The organism is Aureibacillus halotolerans, assembly GCF_004363045.1.
Classification (GTDB): Bacteria; Bacillota; Bacilli; order Bacillales; family DSM-28697; genus Aureibacillus; species Aureibacillus halotolerans.
Window position 1 is genome coordinate 50,206 of sequence record NZ_SNYJ01000003.1, and the last position, 16,600, is coordinate 66,805.

Genomic DNA, 16,600 nt, shown 5'->3' on the forward strand with positions numbered 1-16,600 from the left:
AACTCATTTGCGATTACACTATAGACTATGCACCAATGCCCTAAAACGCTATCAGCCAATGACCCAAAAAAGAGAATTACTGTGAAAGAACACTTGCCGTCAAAAACTGACGTCCCTCTGCCGAATAAACTCATTTTTTGCGCTTGCCCGGGAAATATAGCCACACTATTTCTTCCTTATTTCCCTGCTATTTTTCGAAGAAGCCGCCGATGACGATGCTGCAATGATGCCGTACCTGGCAACTCATCGGCATATTCATTTACTAATTGATTGACGAGAGACAGGGCTTCATCATATTGCTGAAATTGATGCTCATATAGCATCGCCGCTGCGAGCCAGGCATCTTTTTTCAACTCTTCACCTTGAATACTTTTATATAAGGCGAGCGCACGCTCATACGCATTTTCTCGCTTACACAGCCCTGCTAATTGAAAAGCGGCCTCTTCCCGCCATTCGTTTGACGACAATAATGACGCATACAAATACGCCGCTTCTTCATCGTTCTTGTCCTTGTCAAGCCACTTTGCTAGCGCAAGTCGTTCTCCCTCATCCTTTGTTTTATAGTCCAAAATAAGCGATGAAAGCCTCACATATAACAATACGAGTGAGACGATGTCTTGCTCATTGTGCTGAATGATCCCCTTAAGACAAGTTGCATCCTCTGACTCAACATAGTTTTTATACAGCATAGGAGCCAGAAACCCAGGCGTATCTCCAACACGGCTCATTTGAAGCTCTGCGGCTTCCACATTTCCGAGAGATACTTTTTCCATACGATGTTTCCACACGCGTCTCGCCGCATGCAACAGATCATAGTGCCCGTATTCTGGTAAGGTCGGTACACGTTCACGAATAAGAACATGCTTTGATTTGACATGCGGCCAGTCAAACGATTTGCCGTTGTAAGTGACGAGATCCGATAATGAAGAGTGATCCTGTAAAAAAGGCAAAAACAACGCAGCCTCTTGTCCTGGGCGCGCTAAAGCGTACTGTTTTATCGTTAACTTTTCCTCTTTAAAGCAGCCAGTGCCGAACAAAAAGATCGTATGCCCTGCACCATGAGAAAGACCTGTCGTTTCTGTATCAAAAAAAAGAAGATCCTCAACGCTTTTTCCTTGAGCTGAAAGCGGTGATTTTAACGATGAACGGTTCCATGACGAGATGGTTTTGTAAATATCATTAAGAGCAATGTTCCCAAACCGTGTATGAGCAGGATACGTTGTTTCCTTGATATAACAGTAGCCTTCACTCGTTTTGTGTGCCGTAAAACCAAGTGCTTGCCAAGACGTCTCTGCAAACAAGCGGTCTTGATCCTCCACCGCTGCTTCCTTTTGAATGTTATCGTCTTGATTTATGTTTTTCTCTTCACTGGCTTTCTTTTTTTGCAGTGCACGATATCGTTCAAGCTTTTTCTTCAGTGACATAGTGAACACCTCGACTATGCGATAGGATGGCACGTACATCGTCTTTGCCGTTTTGCCTCGCGTCCATGCCAACGCAAGCGGGACAGCCTGTTTGACATGGACAGTGGTCCATTAGACGAATCGCCTCTGAAAACAACGCGTCCATTTGCTTTGCAATTTTCACGCTGAGTCCAATGCCCCCTGGGTAGCTGTCGTAAATGAAAATTGTCGGCATGTGATTATGTGTTGCTTTCATTTGCGGTATGACATGCACGTCTGACGGGTCGCACATGACGTATAGTGGGGCAACATGCTTGAGGAGATTGGCAATACCAATTAGACCATGCTCAAGCGTCTGCAAATGCATCGTTTCCGACGCCTCTTGAAAGGAAATCCATGCGCTATCTGTATGCATCTCCATCTCAGGCAAATGGATCGGACCAGAACCAATGTTTTCATGAGTGTGAAATTTAATTTTTTTAAACAATGTGGCCATGGCACGTACGCTTACTTCGCCTTGTTCAATGGTCATGCCCTGCCTGTCCTTGCTTTCGTTCGTCTCTAGCACATCTAGCGAAACAGCCAGTTGTGCATCCGTGTAATAATCAACATTGACCTCACGCACGTAAGCCTTTTTTTCCTCCCAATCAAGACGCTCCACTTGATGCTGAACGCCTTGATGCAAATAAATCGCTTCTTCATGAAGCAGCGTCATGGCACTGAAACGGTCCATTTCGCCAATCACTTTATGGCTGCCTGTAAAGGAAATGTCAATGATCACGATATTTTCTTGCGAGGCGGAACGCAAGCTAATTTCGTGAGCAGGAAAGGCATCGCTCATCCAATGCCACTGACCATTGTATGCATGCAGCACGTTTTCCTCTGTGAGATAGTCTAGCATGTCCTCCACGTCCTGATCACCAAATCGATCTCCCTTTCGAAATGGAAGTTCATAAGCAGCACATTTGATATGATCCATTAAAATAATGACATTATCAGGATTAATCCTCGCCGTCTCAGGAGACATCGCAAAAAAGAAATCAGGGTTTGAGATGACATACTGATCTAATGGCGATGAGCTTGCGACCATAAGCACTACCGCTTCACTTTGCCTTCGCCCTGCGCGTCCTGCTTGCTGCCAAGCACTCGCAATGGTTCCTGGATATCCCGTCATAATACAAACCTGAAGCTGCCCAATGTCAACGCCTAGCTCGAGGGCATTTGTACTGACGACGCCATAAATCTCACCCGAACGCAAGCCTTGCTCTATCGCACGCCGTTGTGTAGGCAAATAGCCTCCGCGATACCCTTGGATCGCATTCGCGCCAAATACTCTCGGAGCCAAACGCTGCAAGTAGGTCAAAATAATTTCCACCCGTACACGACTTTTTGCAAACACAATCGTTTGAATATGTTCTTTCAAAAAGGTCTCCGCCAACTGTTTGACTTCAAGCGTCGCACTCCGTCGTATATTCATTGCTTGCTGGACAATCGGCGGGTTGTAAAAAATAAAGTGCTTTTTCCCAGCAGGTGCCCCGTTGTTGTTAATAAGCTTTACGGTGTCCTCGGTTAGCGCTTCTGTTAACTGTTTTGGATTTTCTATTGTGGCAGAGGTGCACATAAACGTCGGCGACGAGCCGTAGTACGCACACAATCGTTTTAAACGACGGATGACATTGGCAAAATGACTGCCAAAAACCCCCCGGTATGTATGTACTTCATCAATGACGATGTATTGGAGATTCTCAAACAAAGAAACCCATTTCGTATGGTGTGGCAATATCCCTGAATGAAGCATATCTGGATTCGTTAAAACAATATGACCTGCCTTTCGAATCCGTTGCCTCACATTTGCAGGCGTATCCCCATCATACGTTGACGAATGGATGTTCACCTCCATTGCATCGATCAGTTCCGCCAGCTCGCTTTTTTGATCTTGTGCAAGGGCTTTTGTTGGAAATATATATAAAGCACGGGCATTCGGTTGCTCCGATATCGTTTGTAACACTGGTAAATTATAGCATAATGTTTTCCCTGAAGCCGTTGGGGTAACCGCTACAAACGAATGCCCTGCTCTTGACGTGTCATACGCATTTTTTTGATGAGAATATAATGCCTTAATGCCTTTTTTTGCAAGGGCATTTTTTAAAGTTGGATGTAAATCCGCTGGCATCTCTGCGGTAATAGCTTGGCGTTCATCAATCGTATGCCAATAAACGATTTGATTAGCGAAGCGGTCGTCCTTTCTCAGCATATCCAACACTTGCTTCAGCGGTTGCTTTTTCATACAGTCTCCTTTGCCATTCGTTGTATGATCATTGTAGCGAATAAGCGTTCGCTTGGCAAAAACAAGCGTTTTATTCGTCATTACAATACGGTCATTGAAATTTCCTTGTGGTCAAGGAAGTTGTCGGTATAAACGTTTGTTTTCCTTCACTTCTATTTTCATAAAAACATCTACGCGTTGGATTTGCAGCAAAAAACCGAATACCCAATTTTCGTGCAGTACTGCATCGTCAGTCGCTGATGCTCCTCATATAAGGTACGTTCACTTGTTGTTAAATGTGTGACGTCCGGTGCCTCCTCGTCTGTATTCACCCACTGAAAACTATCGAGTATCGTACCAGTTACTTGCAACTCTGCTGAAAACCCCGCTTTTGCAAACGCAGATGTCCATTCGTCGTTCGTCCAAATGCGACGAAAACGATACCACGCTAAAAGCTCACTCCGCTCCTCGGCAGAAAGGGTATGAAGCGAATCTTGGAGCGTTAGTTCAATGCACCATAATGCCCCGCCCGGTTTAAGAACACGATGAAGTTCTTGCAGAAGGTCGTCAAGCTGCGGTACAAATGCAAGCACAGACTCCGCCAGCACATGACTAAAAAAATCTGTTTCAAATGGAAGAACATCTTCGCCTGCGACTTGCACGTCCATGCCTTTGTGGACTTGACGAGCCATCGCGACCATGTCCTTATCCCGATCAATGCCCCATACGTTCGCGCCAAGCGCTTTCCATAAGGCGCCTGAATAGCCAACCCCACACCCTACATCGAGGAGTTTTGTTTCCGTCGTTGCACCCGCCTCAACAGCAATCCATTCGGATAACTCTTTCCCCCCTGGATGTGCGTAACGAACGTGGAGCTTTTTTAGCAATGTCATATAATCCATTTTGTTCTCCCCCTTTAATTCCATATATGACCTAATACGTTTGTCTCATGCAAAAAAAATCGGTTTGCATATCGTGACAGTACGACGAATATAAAGGAGTAATAAGAATGTCATTTAATCATTATCAAACATGCTGTCAGCATCAAGGAAGACCCGTGCACATCCGTTGTAAAAACGGTCGAGAATATCGCGGCATTATTCAAAACGTCGATCGTCAACAGGTGTTTATCCAACCTATTGGCGGCGCAGGTGGCTTTGGGTATGGATTTTTTGGGTATGGCGGATACGGATATGGCGCGGGGCTCGGTATCGGAATCGCTCTTGGCTCTATCGCAACCATAGCGCTACTCCCATTTTTCTGGTAGACCTTCCCGTCCTGGGGAGGTTTTTTTGTCGTGCCTTAGGCGAACGAAAAGGAGGCTTCTAATGAACTGGAGCAAAGAATTCGAAGCGTTTTTAAAGCACTGTTTTTCACAAACAGGGTTTCAATCAAATGCGGCAGATCAGGATTGGTCCGTTCCTTGGCAGTCCTTATTTAACGCAAGTGAGGCGCAGTCCATGATAACCCAAGTAGAAACGAATGAAAATTACTGCACGGTTTTCATTACAGTCGTCGAAAAGGAGCTTCATGGATTGTCTGTTCTGCACTCATCCTCAGTTGTATGGATAGAGAACCAAACGTCAGGAGAGAAAAAAGAGCTTCGATTGCCATGCCTTATCAAAAAAGGCACGGCAAGGATTCGGTATAAAGATGAAAAACTCTCGATCCGTTGGCTAAAAAGGGTCGATCCTGTGCTTGCCCAAGTGAACATCGTGCCTGAGAGTTTGACGGATTGAACGGCCCACCATTGGTTAACCTAATGGAAAACGACAAGGAGGCCTTTCAATGCATACAGTTTGGAAAGGAGCCATCAGTTTTGGCTTAGTCAATATTCCTATAAAGCTCTATAAAGCGACGGAAACAAGTGGTGTGCCTTTACGTCAGCTCCACAAAACATGCCATACCCCAATTCAATATAAGAAATTTTGCCCACAGTGTGAGGTTGATGTCGACAAAGACGACATTGAAAAAGGGTATGAATTTGAAAAGGATAGCTTTGTCCCTGTAGACGAAACCATGCTGCAAAAAGAAAAAGGCAACGACACAAGCAAAACGGCAGACATCCAGCAATTTGTTTCGCTTAAGGACATAGACCCTATTTATTTTGACGCCTCGTATTTTATTGGCCCTGACGCTTCAGGACAAAAGCCATACGCCTTGCTATTTGAGGCCTTAAAAGCGACGAGCAAAGCTGGCATTGCCATCATAACGATTCGTCAAAAGGAGCATCTTGCATTGATTCGATCCTATGACGCTGGACTTTTGATGGAAACAATGCATTTTCCAGAAGCCATCCGCTCCGTGGACAGCGTGCCAAACATGCCAAAAAAAGTTGACATTCAACCAAAAGAACAGAAAACCGCCGAAGCACTGATCGATCAGCTAAGCACAACTTGGAACCCTGAAGAATATAGCAATACTGCTGAAGAAGCACTTTTGGACCGAATTGCCAAACAGGCCTCTGCCATAAAAGCGCCATCTAAAGCATCAACAAAAGGGTCTTCAATGGACGACCTTATGAAAACGCTCCAAGCAAGCATTGATCAGTCGAAACCAGCAAAACAAAAGCAAAAGAAACAACGTACGAGTGAAAAAGTGACGAAAGATAAAGGAAGCAAAAAAGCCAAATGAACCAGGAGTGGCATATCCCACCAATGGAGCCTACGCTGACAAGCCACCTCCCCCTAGGATCTCAGTGGTGGTACGAGCCGAAATTCGATGGGTTTCGAATGCAGCTCGTCATCTTAAAAGAATCGATTCACCTTATGAGTAAGACTGGGGTGTTTTACACCCATGCCTTCCCTGACATCATCAACGCGGCCAAACAGTTGCAAGCGCAGCAAAAAGAGCTTTTACCCCTCGTGTTTGATGGTGAGCTATGCGTCCTCCTCACATCCCTCCGTTGTGATTTTAGCGCCCTTGCGACGCGTGCACGAATGACGAATACAAATCGAATCCACTCCGCTGCTAGCAAAACACCTGCCACATTATGCTTGTTTGACGTCCTGGTCATTGAAGGGGCTTTTGTAGGTTCGCTTCCGTATGATGAACGAAAGGAACTTCTTACTGATATTAAAATGCTTCATCAAGATCGGATTGTACGGATTTTATCCGTTTCTTCGTCTGCACAGTTGCTTTCAGACGTTAGGTCTCAGCACGGAGAGGGCATCGTTGCCAAAAAAAGCAACAGTTTATATACCCATGGGCGTACGACGGATTGGGTGAAATATAAAACATATCAAACGGTGATGCTTGTGCTATCGTCTCCATCGTCAACGGGCTATTTTTCAGGTCGTGTGCTAAATGAAGATGGCCAGTGGTCAAACGTTTGTACGCTTCGTCATGGTATGACAGCTGAAGAGGCAGCGGCATTGACTTCCGTCCTGAAAGCAAACAAAGAGGCGGATGGTGTTTGCGCTGAAGTTCATACGATCGGAATGGCGGATGGCATGCTTAGGGAGCCACGGTTTGTTCGTTTTCTCCCGGAGGAATCGCCTCAACATTGTACGATGAACGCCTTGCAAAAAGCCCTCACACCCAAAACAAACACTGACGTATCTAAGCCTGCTAAACTGCTATGGCCGACAGTCTCGATTTCAAAATCTTGCTATATGTCGTATATGGAAACAGTGGCAGAAGCGATCTTGCCTCATTTGCAGAAGCGTATTCTCACCGTAGTGAGATGGCCAGACGGGGTTGGCAAGACGTCCTTTTATCAAAGGAACAAGCCAGCGTATGCACCTACTGTCGTTGGCACCCCCACTTCCGATGCAGACGGCATGCTCTGCAACACAAAAAAAGCACTGCTCTGGTTTGCCAACCATGCAGCGCTAGAATTTCATGTGCCCTTTCACCAGGATGGCGACACCTGTCCTCGAGAACTTGTCTTTGACCTTGACCCACCAGATGTTTCCTCACCATCTCAAAAACAAACGGTCTCTGCTGCCCTTTGGTTAAAAGAAATTCTTGATTCCTTTTCCCTAATGTCCTTTGTGAAATCGTCCGGAAATAAAGGCTTACAGGTGTACGTCCCTCTTCAGGAAGAACGTCATTCATATGCAACGGTGCATAAGTTTATGAAGCTGTGCGCTGATGTGTTGGCCGAGCGGCATGAAGATAAGGTAACCGTCGAGCGCTTCATCCAACAGCGTAAAGGTCGACTTTACGTTGATTATGTCCAGCATCATCCGAAAAAAACGATCATTGCTCCCTATTCCTGTCGCGGGAATCAAGAAGGGTATGTGGCGGCTCCACTGGAATGGGACGAGCTATCGTTAACCGATTCATACTTACGCACACAACACAGGGTCATGCAGGCTGTGAATTCTGGCTTTCTTCCCTTCGCCACGATGAACGACGTTCGTCAAAAAAATAGTACACTGCTCATGAAAATCACAGAGACGTTAGAGCAACACTAGATCAATTGTCTTCTTCTGCCTCACGGGCATGTTGGTCAATCAAAGCCATTTTTGTGTCATACACTTTTTGGCTTAAATCAACGAAATACGTTTGGGGGTTCAGTAAACGTAACGTAGGCTCCCAAATGCTTTGCAGCTGTTCAAAATGAAACTGCCTGATTTCCTCGACCGTTTTTTTCTTGTATACGAGCGAGCCGTCGATAAACACTGGCTTTAGCAATTCCTTCGCTGTATAGTCTTTGACAATTTTAAACTTGTACGGATTGCTTGGATCGAACATTTTCAGTTTTTCTTGCTGGACATTTTCATCGACCATGGCCACATAATCGCCCTCTGTTTTTCCTGTACGATTATTAATAATCCGATATAAAGTAGTGAACCCTGGGGTTGGGATTTTTTCCGGATTCTCTGAAATTTTAATAACAGGCTCATACCCGGTTTCTGTTTCTTTGGCAACCATTTTATAAACGCCACCTAAAGCCGGTGATTCCGCAGCTGTAATCAGTTTTGTTCCAATGCCCCACATCGTAATTTTGGCGTCTTGGAGCTTTAAGTGCAGAATGACCTCTTCGTCTAAATCATTCGACGCTGAAATTTGGACATCCTCAAACCCTGCTTCATCTAACATTCGACGCGCTTCCTTAGACAACGTCGCAAGGTCACCACTGTCTAGACGAATGGCTTTTAAGCGATGGCCTTTTTCAGCCATTATTTTTGCCACTTTAATGGCATTTGGAACACCAGACTTCAATGTATTGTAAGTATCAACCAATAGCGTAGCATTGTCAGGAAAAACATTCATATAGGATTTGAACGCTTCTATCTCCGACTCATGATCCTGGACCCATGCATGGGCGTGTGTGCCTGCTGTCGGAATCGAAAATAGCTTGCCCGCACGCATATTGGAAGTGGCATGAAACCCCGCAATATACGCCGCTCTTGCACCCCAAATGGCGGCATCGGCTTCCTGAGCACGTCGAGTGCCGAATTCAAGCAAGATGTCGTTTTCGCCAACAATTTGCCGGATACGAGATGCTTTCGTAGCAATTAAGGTTTGGTAGTTCATAAAGTTTAAAAGTGCTGTTTCAATCATGTGCCCTTCAAAGACACGGCATTCTACGCGAATGATTGGTTCATTCGGAAACACGATTTGGCCTTCCTCAACGCTATAAATCGTGCCTGTAAAACGAAAGCTCCTTAACGCGTCAAGAAATGCGGCATCATATGATTCTGGCTGTTGCTGCAAATACGCAATATCCTCTTCTTCAAAACGAAGCTGCTCGATGTACTCAATAATACGCTCAAGACCTGCGAAAACAGCGTATCCATTATGAAACGGATTTTTGCGAAAGAACGCATTGAACACCCGCTTCCGGTTGTGAGTCCCATTTTTCCAATGGGCGTACATTTGATTAATTTGATACTTGTCTGTATGTAACGTTAAATTTCCATAGTTCACGTCATTGCCTCCAAGGTCATGGTGTATTGATGTGATCCACCTGATCTATAAAGAATAGGCAACATCCGAATAGAAAGTCAATGTTTTCTCCGCATTTTCTGTAATTTCACCAAATCTGGTCTTGTTCGGCAGTTAAAAAGACGAAGAGGTTGGGCAGTGACCGAGCCCATCCGCTTCGCCATTCAGTATAATTTGAGGAGATGATTCTCTACATTAGCCATCACATAGACGACGGCTTCTACTGTGTTCAAAAACCTTGTCTTTCTTGTTTTTGTGTAAAAGCATTGCACCGCCACCATCAGCAAATTTTCAACTGTCTTTTCAATTTGAATCGGATGAATGTACATCGGTTTCTCATTAGCAACCCATTCAAGGGCAAGTGGTTTCCATGCTTCTATATCCTGAGTCACTTCATCAACAAAAGGTTTGACGTCCCCATAGAAATCAACTTCCGAGGTGAAAGGTGCTACATCGATATATTGTGTTTTTATCTCAGCCGTATAGTGAAGCAAACGCTGAGTGAGCTTAAGTAATTCGCTGTAATTTTGATCCACATTCGTTCCCCCTTACAACGTCATCTTATCATTGTAACGAGAAAATGAACATGAATCAAAACCCTAGTCTATGGAAGAAGCCTGTTTTTTTCTGTTCGGTTGGTTTAATCAAGATGGCATGTTCTTTCGCATTTTTCATGGCTTCTAGTTTCCCTTCAATCCTCTCCACCCGTTCAAGCAGCTCATCCATTTCTCTACGGTGCTGAAGCAATTGGAAGGCGACGACCTCATCTGCTTTTTTCATTAACGTTTGCTCAATGGCATCCATTTTCGTACAGATCGCTTTCATCCGCTGATCAAATTCTTCCTTCGACACGACCTCTTTGGCATCCCCTGAGAGATTTGTACTTTCTTTAATTTGGCTCAACTTTTCTAACGCCTCCTTATGAAAGACTAAATGGCCTCTATCGTTTCGTTCGCAAGCAACATTGTATTTTTTTACCCAGTAGCGAATGGTCGTAGGACGCACACCAATTTCATCTGACGCTTCTTTTGTTTTTAATGGCGGGTACATAGCAGTTCCTCCCCATGAATTGTTTTGTCTACTCAATTCGGGAAAAGCTCGTGTACTCCCTTCCAAGCTGACAAAACTAGAAGAGATTCGCTAAAGAAAGTGGGATTCCTAAAAAGCCATCGGCATTCGACAAACCTTCCGCTAAATATGAGTTACTTAACTTTCGCACCAAGGATTTCTAGCTTTAGAATGAAGAGCTTCATATCTTTTGGTAAGAAGAAAGCAGTCTATCCTCATTCGAGGGTAGACTGCTTTTTTTCCCTATTAGCTTTATCATGCATTTAATGTTTACCTCAAATGCAGTTAAGTAAGCATGTTTCGGAAATGCCCCATGTACTTAGTTGTATACATTACGTGGGATCGTTTCATCTCTGCATTCTTGTGTTCTATGATCGGCCTGTGCTTACCTCAAGTTAATACGTAAGGTCACTTAAGCTTCCTGACTCTCTCATCCGACAGATCGAACTGAATTTGCAAAAACATCAAAATTTACTACTGCATCAATATTGTGAAGCAGACGATCTTCAGGCACTAGGTAAAGTGATTCTGCATGAAAAAACACGCTTCATGTTCTCGTTTTCTAAGGCAACAAACAGGTCAACTCGCTTCTCCATTTACTCCGTTATACGAGACCAAGATAAAAAAAACAATTTACGCAGAAAAAAACATTAGCGTGTCAACATACGTAGACTCCTGCGGGAACAGCGCGAGCTGAAGATCCCGCAGGAAAGCTTACTTTCCGAGGATGCTGAAGCCGTGCCCGCGGAATGCGAAGTGTTTTGACGAAGCGACCGTGATTGTAACATCGATTCGAGAGGACCTCGTCGTGTTTTCTTAGCTGCTGGAGTCTTGCAAAAGTTGAGTGAATAACCACGATGAAGTCGTGGAAAAACTACAATTGGAGGTGAAGGTCATGGAAAAGAAGAATGAAAGCCCGGCTCAACAAAAACAATCGAAGGACAATGCCGACCAAAAACGGCAAGCCCCTATGTCTAAAACGTCCGGTGAAAACCGTCCTTCGACATAAGAAACAGAATGATGTCCCAATGAATTGTTAACACGCTAAAGAGCGCACCTTTGTGGTGACGCTCTTATTCCTGCGCTTCATAGCATGCTCGCCTCCGCTTTTCGTTGTCCAGCTTCGCGCCGTAGAAGCTGCGGCGCTACACTTTTCTTGGCTAGCTCCGGCTCGCTGAAGCTGCGGGACAGAAATCCCCAAACGAGTGAAATGAAAAAACCATTTCCCTGTTTGGTGATGTTCTGCCCTCCGCTTCATAGCTTACTCGCCTCCGCTTTTCTTGGCCAGCTCCGGCTCGCTGAAGCTGCGAGGTAGAAATCTCGGTTCGAGAGAAATGTGAAGAACCATTTCTTCGCCCCGTGATGTTCTACTCTCCGCTTCATAGCTTACTCGCCTCCGCTTTTCGTTTTAAAATCCATTGGAGTTGGGCTCGTTTTTTATCGTACCAGTGTGTGATTGGTACTTCTGGGGTGGTTGGTACAGTTTTTGGGGTTATGAAATTGGTGGTTTGGTACCAATCGGTTTGTTTGGCTGGTGGTTGTTTCACGATTGGGGTGCAACATCGCAATGGTGGGCCGGAAAAATCGTTGGCGAGGTGAACGAGAGTGTGGTAGTCTTTGCGTTGCCCGCTATGTGGTTGGTATATTGCAAAAGGCTGCAAATCCTGGCTATACGGTGTGTGAAACAACATTCGATAGAGCATCTTGCCAAATAAAATCCGTTTTTTTAGATGCTGAAACCCGTATACGGATGCGCCATACAGCTCCCCCTTTATGGATGGCATGAGAATAACACTTGTATGCATCGCCTGCTGAAGGTGAAAAAGAGCTGAATGAAAGACATGCTGGAGTTGATGATGTAAAAACACTGGTCGATAAATAAGATGCTGCTCATTTGTAATAAGCGCGTCTGTAAGTTTTATAGCATCTTTGTTTGTCCAAAAGGCGTGCCACTGGGAGTGCATGTAAGTAGACACATGAAAATGGTGGAGTAAATGGAATAAAGATTGCTGCTGTTTGCAGGAAGCTTCGTAGAGCAACAGCTGCGGGAAGGCATCTCGAAAAATAAGCCAATTTGCTCGTTCATAGCTTAAAAATAGTCGAAAGCGTGTTTTTTCAGCCAAGCCATGCCTCATATAAGGGTGCCAAAGATCGGTCATCTGATAGCCAGCATTTCTTGAAACAACTGAGGCAAGCAACGCCCAATGCAATTCTGGGCAACGAGCATACAGCTTCCTGTACGCATTCGTTCGAGAGAGGTTGTCTTTGTTATATGCTGCTGTGAGCTCATGAATCGTAGCAACAAGCTTCCTTTCCTTCATGGTTTTTCCTCCCTTCCATTAAATTCTTTCGGCAAAACTGTAACGTTAGTCTGACCACTATCGTCCATTCTCATGATATTTGTTGTGTTCACACGGCAATCAAATGTAGAATAGACAAAGGCGTCTGTTCTATAAGGTGGTGAAAATTGTTGCGGTATCCAAATGGAAAACCATATACGCCTGCGTCTACTACGGAAACAGCAGGCAACAAATCGCCAGAGTATGCGCGCCGAGGCATGACCCTCGAAGAAGATCTTAATCAATCGAATAAGTATTACTTGAATCATGGTGTGGCTGTTATTCACAAAAAACCGACACCGATTCAAATTGTCGACGTCCATTACCCAAAGCGTAGTGCTGCGAAAATAACAGAGGCCTATTTCAAGCAGCCTTCAACAACGGATTATAATGGCGTTTATCGGGGACACTACATTGACTTTGAAGCAAAAGAAACTCGCAATGCCGCATCCTTCCCGATGAAAAATTTACATGCTCACCAGCTGCTTCATATGGAGGAAATACAACGGCATGGCGGTCTAGCCTTTGTGCTCATTCGTTTTACCGCTTCCCAACAAACCTTCTTGTTGGATGCGACTCATGTGCTTCATTTTCAAGCAAACTTGGATACCTATAAACGCAAATCCATGCCCCTTCCTTATATTGAAGAGCATGGACAAATCATAGCTATGGGCTTTGCGCCACGGATTGATTATCTTAAGGCCGTCGATCACTATTATTTTTCGCACTTATGATAGATTTGAAAGGTAGGAAATTACGATGTCAGAACGATACAAAACGAGAGCTGAGCGAAAACAATCTGCTCAAAAGCCGTCGTCTTCGTCAAAGAAACCAACACGTCCAAAAGGAAATAAAGCAGATAAATCTTCTCTCTTTAAGCGCATTATGATGGGTCTTGCCATCTTTGTGCTGGCATGTATATCCATTGGCGGCGTTGCCGTCGCGATCATTATCCAAGGGGCACCTGAAATTAGTGCTGAAGCCCTTGAATCTCCATTATCATCACGAATATATGATGTCAATGGAAATGAAATCGCAGAGCTAGGTGCCCAAAAACGCACACAGGTTGATATTGAAAATGTCCCTGATATTGTAAAAAACGCGTTTGTTTCAACAGAGGACGTTCGCTTCTATAGTCATTTTGGCGTTGACCCTCTTCGCATAGGTGGCGCGGTCATTGCTAACTTCCAAGAGGGATTTGGTGCTGAAGGAGCAAGTACGATTACACAACAGGTCGTTAAAAACTACTTGCTCACCTCTGAAAAAAAGCTAACTCGGAAAATTCAAGAGGCTTGGCTTGCAGTGAAGCTAGAGCAGCAGTATTCGAAGGATCAAATCCTTGAGCTCTATTTGAATAAGATTTTGTTTGCTCAGGATATTTATGGTGTTTCGAAAGCGACAGAGTTTTACTTTGATAAAGATATTACAAGCGACGAAATTACGATTGAAGAGGCCGCATTGTTGGCCGGGCTCCCGCAAAGCCCGAATTATTACAATCCATTCCGAAACCCGGAAGCAGCTGAAAAACGTCGTAATGTCGTCATCAATTTAATGGCGAAAAATGGTTTTATCACTGACGCTGAAGCAGAGAAAGCCAAAGCCATCCCTGTGACAGATACAATTGTCAAAAAAGAAGACAATCCACAGCCTTATGATGCTTACATTGATCAAGTGATTGAGGAATTTCAAAAGAAAAGTGATATGGACTTGTATTCCTCTGGGCTTAAGGTGTATACGTATTTAAACCCACAAGCTCAGCAAGTGGTTGAAGAATCGCTGGATACAAACAAATACGTACAGTACCCTGACGCCCAAATGCAAGCAGGGGTTGCCGTCGTTAGTACACAAAACGGTGGCATTGCCGCCATTGGTGGCGGACGAAACCAAGAGGTCAAGCGTGGCTACAATTATGCAACGGACATCAATCGTCAGCCTGGGTCCACGATTAAACCAATTTTAGATTATGGACCTGCCATCGAATATCTTGAGTGGTCCACCTATCATCAGATGGTGGATGAGCAATACACATATTCTGATGGTACACCAATTAACAACTGGGACAATCGATATTTCGGACAGATTTCGATGCGTACAGCGCTAGCCGAATCTCGGAATATCCCTGCTCTAAAAGCAATACAAGAGGTTGGACTAGACCGCGCCAAAGGCTTTGCCGCTGGTTTAGGCATCGACGTTGGAGAAAATATTTATGAATCGTATTCCATTGGTGGGTTTAACGGCGTCTCCCCTCTTGAAATGGCTGGGGCATACAGTGCCTTTGGAAATGGTGGGGTGTATAACGAGCCACACACGATTGCAAAAATTGTTTTCCCAGACGGCACTGAAAAAACCTTTGATCCAGAACCACAGGTGGCAATGAAAGAATCTACAGCATTTATGATAAGCGATATGCTGAAAACGGCTGTTCAAAGCGGAACCGGAACCGCAGCGAATGTCGCGAACGTTCCAGTTGCCGGAAAAACCGGAACGTCCAATTACTCAGACGAAACACGATCGAAATACGGTCTACCAAACCGAGCCGTTCCTGACAGCTGGTTTTCAGGTTATAGCACAGAGTACACGACAGCGATTTGGACTGGGTATCCGAAAACAACGAGTGATTTTTATATGGATTATCAGTCCCAGCAAATTGCGAAGCAGTTGTTCCGTGCGATTATGACGCAAATATCAGGTGATCAAGTCGCTGATTTTCAACAACCCGATTCTGTTGTTCGTGTTGGGGTTGAAAAAGGCTCTACCCCTGCCCGACTTCCAAGTGACTTTACTCCACAAAGTGAAATCGTGTATGAGTATTTCATTCGTGGAACTGAGCCGACAGTCACTTCTCAGCAATACTTCGAGGAAGAGGAAGAAGAAGAACCAGTCTCTTCAGTAGAAGGTTTGTTCGCATCGTACAACAGAGAATCGAACGTTATTGAGCTTTCCTGGAATCATGCCGACAGTGATAACGCAGAATTTAGTGTCGATGTATCCGTTGATGAAGGAAGTTTCCAATCCTTGACGACAACAGACCAAACGGAAATCATTGTTGAAAATGTGATCCCTGGTGGAATCTATGGCTTCCGTGTTACGGCGACGGTTGATGGAGAATCAAGCGAGCCATCTACAACGACCATTGAACTTCCATCAGATGGAAATAGTAATGACGACAACTCTGATGAGGACAACGAAAATGACGGGTCAAACGGACCTGGTCAGGGCAATAATGAAGACGGTGAAGGCAACAATAACGGCCCTGGAAACAATAATCCAGATGATGGTTCACAAGATGGACAAGGAAACGACCAAGATCGACCTGGCAATGATGGAGATTCGGATGGTCGAGGGAATGAGCCTGGTCCAGGGAACGGGAACGGAAATGGAAATGAAGGCGATCAAGAAGAACCGTCTGGCAACGAGGATGAAGGCAATGATTCGTCTGACAATCCTGATCAATCCAATGACAACCCAGATGGTGAATCCACTCCGTAAACGTAGATAGGTTGAAGACAAAAAGGATCTGTCCAGAAGTCATAAGTGACTTAATGGGCAGATCCTTTTCCTATTTATTTAGTGAGGTATGCCCTCCTAGCTGGGTAAACGTAAAAAAATGTGCCTGGTCCGTTTCT

13 protein-coding genes and 1 pseudogene are annotated in these 16,600 nt (G+C 44.7%); 6 read left to right on the forward strand and 8 right to left on the reverse strand.

Annotated features, from left to right (window positions below; genetic code table 11):
• Positions 1-176: 176 nt before the first annotated feature.
• The 3 genes from EV213_RS04735 to EV213_RS04745 form a co-directional block, all read right to left on the reverse strand.
• On the reverse strand, positions 177-1,424 hold the full coding sequence (locus tag EV213_RS04735) for a ribonuclease H-like domain-containing protein (protein WP_166639157.1): 1,248 nt from the start codon (positions 1,422-1,424) through the stop codon (positions 177-179).
• A complete protein-coding gene (locus EV213_RS04740) occupies positions 1,402-3,690 on the reverse strand; it encodes a DEAD/DEAH box helicase (RefSeq protein ID WP_133579592.1) in 2,289 nt (762 codons plus the stop codon). Before EV213_RS04740 ends, EV213_RS04735 begins: the two co-directional genes overlap by 23 nt.
• Before the next feature lie 170 nt (positions 3,691-3,860).
• Entirely contained in the window at positions 3,861-4,571 is a 711-nt protein-coding gene (locus tag EV213_RS04745) for a class I SAM-dependent methyltransferase (RefSeq protein WP_166639158.1), read from the reverse strand.
• Positions 4,572-4,678: 107 nt separating this feature from the next.
• Between EV213_RS04745 and EV213_RS04750 the strand changes: the two genes are divergently transcribed.
• The 4 genes from EV213_RS04750 to ligD all read left to right on the forward strand — a co-directional run bounded on the left by EV213_RS04750 (position 4,679) and on the right by ligD (position 8,090).
• Positions 4,679-4,936, forward strand: coding sequence for an LSM domain-containing protein (locus EV213_RS04750; RefSeq protein WP_133579358.1), 258 nt, complete (start codon positions 4,679-4,681; stop codon positions 4,934-4,936).
• 61 nt (positions 4,937-4,997) lie between these two features.
• Entirely contained in the window at positions 4,998-5,408 is a 411-nt protein-coding gene (locus EV213_RS04755) for a hypothetical protein (RefSeq protein WP_133579359.1), read from the forward strand.
• 49 nt (positions 5,409-5,457) lie between these two features.
• Positions 5,458-6,303 carry a non-homologous end joining protein Ku gene (ku, locus tag EV213_RS04760; RefSeq protein WP_133579360.1) on the forward strand — a complete coding sequence of 282 codons (846 nt, stop codon included), beginning with the start codon at positions 5,458-5,460 and terminating at the stop codon, positions 6,301-6,303.
• Positions 6,300-8,090 carry a DNA ligase D gene (gene ligD, locus EV213_RS04765; RefSeq protein WP_133579361.1) on the forward strand — a complete coding sequence of 597 codons (1,791 nt, stop codon included), beginning with the start codon at positions 6,300-6,302 and terminating at the stop codon, positions 8,088-8,090. Before ku ends, ligD begins: the two co-directional genes overlap by 4 nt.
• 1 nt (position 8,091) lies before the next feature.
• On the opposite strand, the gene EV213_RS04770 is transcribed toward ligD, so the two are convergent.
• From EV213_RS04770 to EV213_RS04785, 5 genes and pseudogenes are all read right to left on the reverse strand, one after another.
• Entirely contained in the window at positions 8,092-9,549 is a 1,458-nt protein-coding gene (locus EV213_RS04770) for a nicotinate phosphoribosyltransferase (protein ID WP_133579362.1), read from the reverse strand.
• A gap of 182 nt (positions 9,550-9,731) precedes the next feature.
• The gene (locus tag EV213_RS04775; RefSeq protein WP_133579363.1) at positions 9,732-10,103 is read right to left on the reverse strand and encodes a YppE family protein; all 372 of its coding nucleotides are present in this window, start codon (positions 10,101-10,103) and stop codon (positions 9,732-9,734) included.
• Between the two features lie 55 nt (positions 10,104-10,158).
• Positions 10,159-10,617: a MerR family transcriptional regulator gene (locus EV213_RS04780; protein ID WP_133579364.1), complete on the reverse strand. Its 459-nt coding sequence runs from the start codon at positions 10,615-10,617 to the stop codon at positions 10,159-10,161.
• A 199-nt stretch (positions 10,618-10,816) separates the two neighbouring features.
• Positions 10,817-11,022 (reverse strand): annotated as a pseudogene (locus EV213_RS21035) (hypothetical protein); the annotation flags it as partial.
• A gap of 992 nt (positions 11,023-12,014) precedes the next feature.
• On the reverse strand, positions 12,015-12,956 hold the full coding sequence (locus EV213_RS04785) for a DUF2515 family protein (protein WP_133579365.1): 942 nt from the start codon (positions 12,954-12,956) through the stop codon (positions 12,015-12,017).
• Positions 12,957-13,102: 146 nt separating this feature from the next.
• Between EV213_RS04785 and recU the strand changes: the two genes are divergently transcribed.
• Positions 13,103-13,708, forward strand: a complete 606-nt coding sequence (gene recU / locus EV213_RS04790) for a Holliday junction resolvase RecU (RefSeq protein ID WP_133579366.1) — start codon at positions 13,103-13,105, stop codon at positions 13,706-13,708.
• Between the two features lie 25 nt (positions 13,709-13,733).
• Positions 13,734-16,463, forward strand: a complete 2,730-nt coding sequence (locus EV213_RS04795; RefSeq protein ID WP_133579367.1) for a penicillin-binding protein 1A — start codon at positions 13,734-13,736, stop codon at positions 16,461-16,463.
• Positions 16,464-16,600 lie beyond the last annotated feature (137 nt).

What these genes read in the sequence shown, in the direction of transcription:
- EV213_RS04735 (WP_166639157.1), bottom strand. Translation starts at nt 1,424, where the DNA reads ATGTCACTGAAGAAAAAGCTTGAACGATATCGTGCACTGCAAAAAAAG.
- EV213_RS04740 (WP_133579592.1), bottom strand. Translation starts at nt 3,690, where the DNA reads ATGAAAAAGCAACCGCTGAAGCAAGTGTTGGATATGCTGAGAAAGGAC.
- EV213_RS04745 (WP_166639158.1), bottom strand. Translation starts at nt 4,571, where the DNA reads ATGGATTATATGACATTGCTAAAAAAGCTCCACGTTCGTTACGCACAT.
- EV213_RS04750 (WP_133579358.1), top strand. Translation starts at nt 4,679, where the DNA reads ATGTCATTTAATCATTATCAAACATGCTGTCAGCATCAAGGAAGACCC.
- EV213_RS04755 (WP_133579359.1), top strand. Translation starts at nt 4,998, where the DNA reads ATGAACTGGAGCAAAGAATTCGAAGCGTTTTTAAAGCACTGTTTTTCA.
- ku (WP_133579360.1), top strand. Translation starts at nt 5,458, where the DNA reads ATGCATACAGTTTGGAAAGGAGCCATCAGTTTTGGCTTAGTCAATATT.
- ligD (WP_133579361.1), top strand. Translation starts at nt 6,300, where the DNA reads ATGAACCAGGAGTGGCATATCCCACCAATGGAGCCTACGCTGACAAGC.
- EV213_RS04780 (WP_133579364.1), bottom strand. Translation starts at nt 10,617, where the DNA reads ATGTACCCGCCATTAAAAACAAAAGAAGCGTCAGATGAAATTGGTGTG.
- EV213_RS04785 (WP_133579365.1), bottom strand. Translation starts at nt 12,956, where the DNA reads ATGAAGGAAAGGAAGCTTGTTGCTACGATTCATGAGCTCACAGCAGCA.
- EV213_RS04795 (WP_133579367.1), top strand. Translation starts at nt 13,734, where the DNA reads ATGTCAGAACGATACAAAACGAGAGCTGAGCGAAAACAATCTGCTCAA.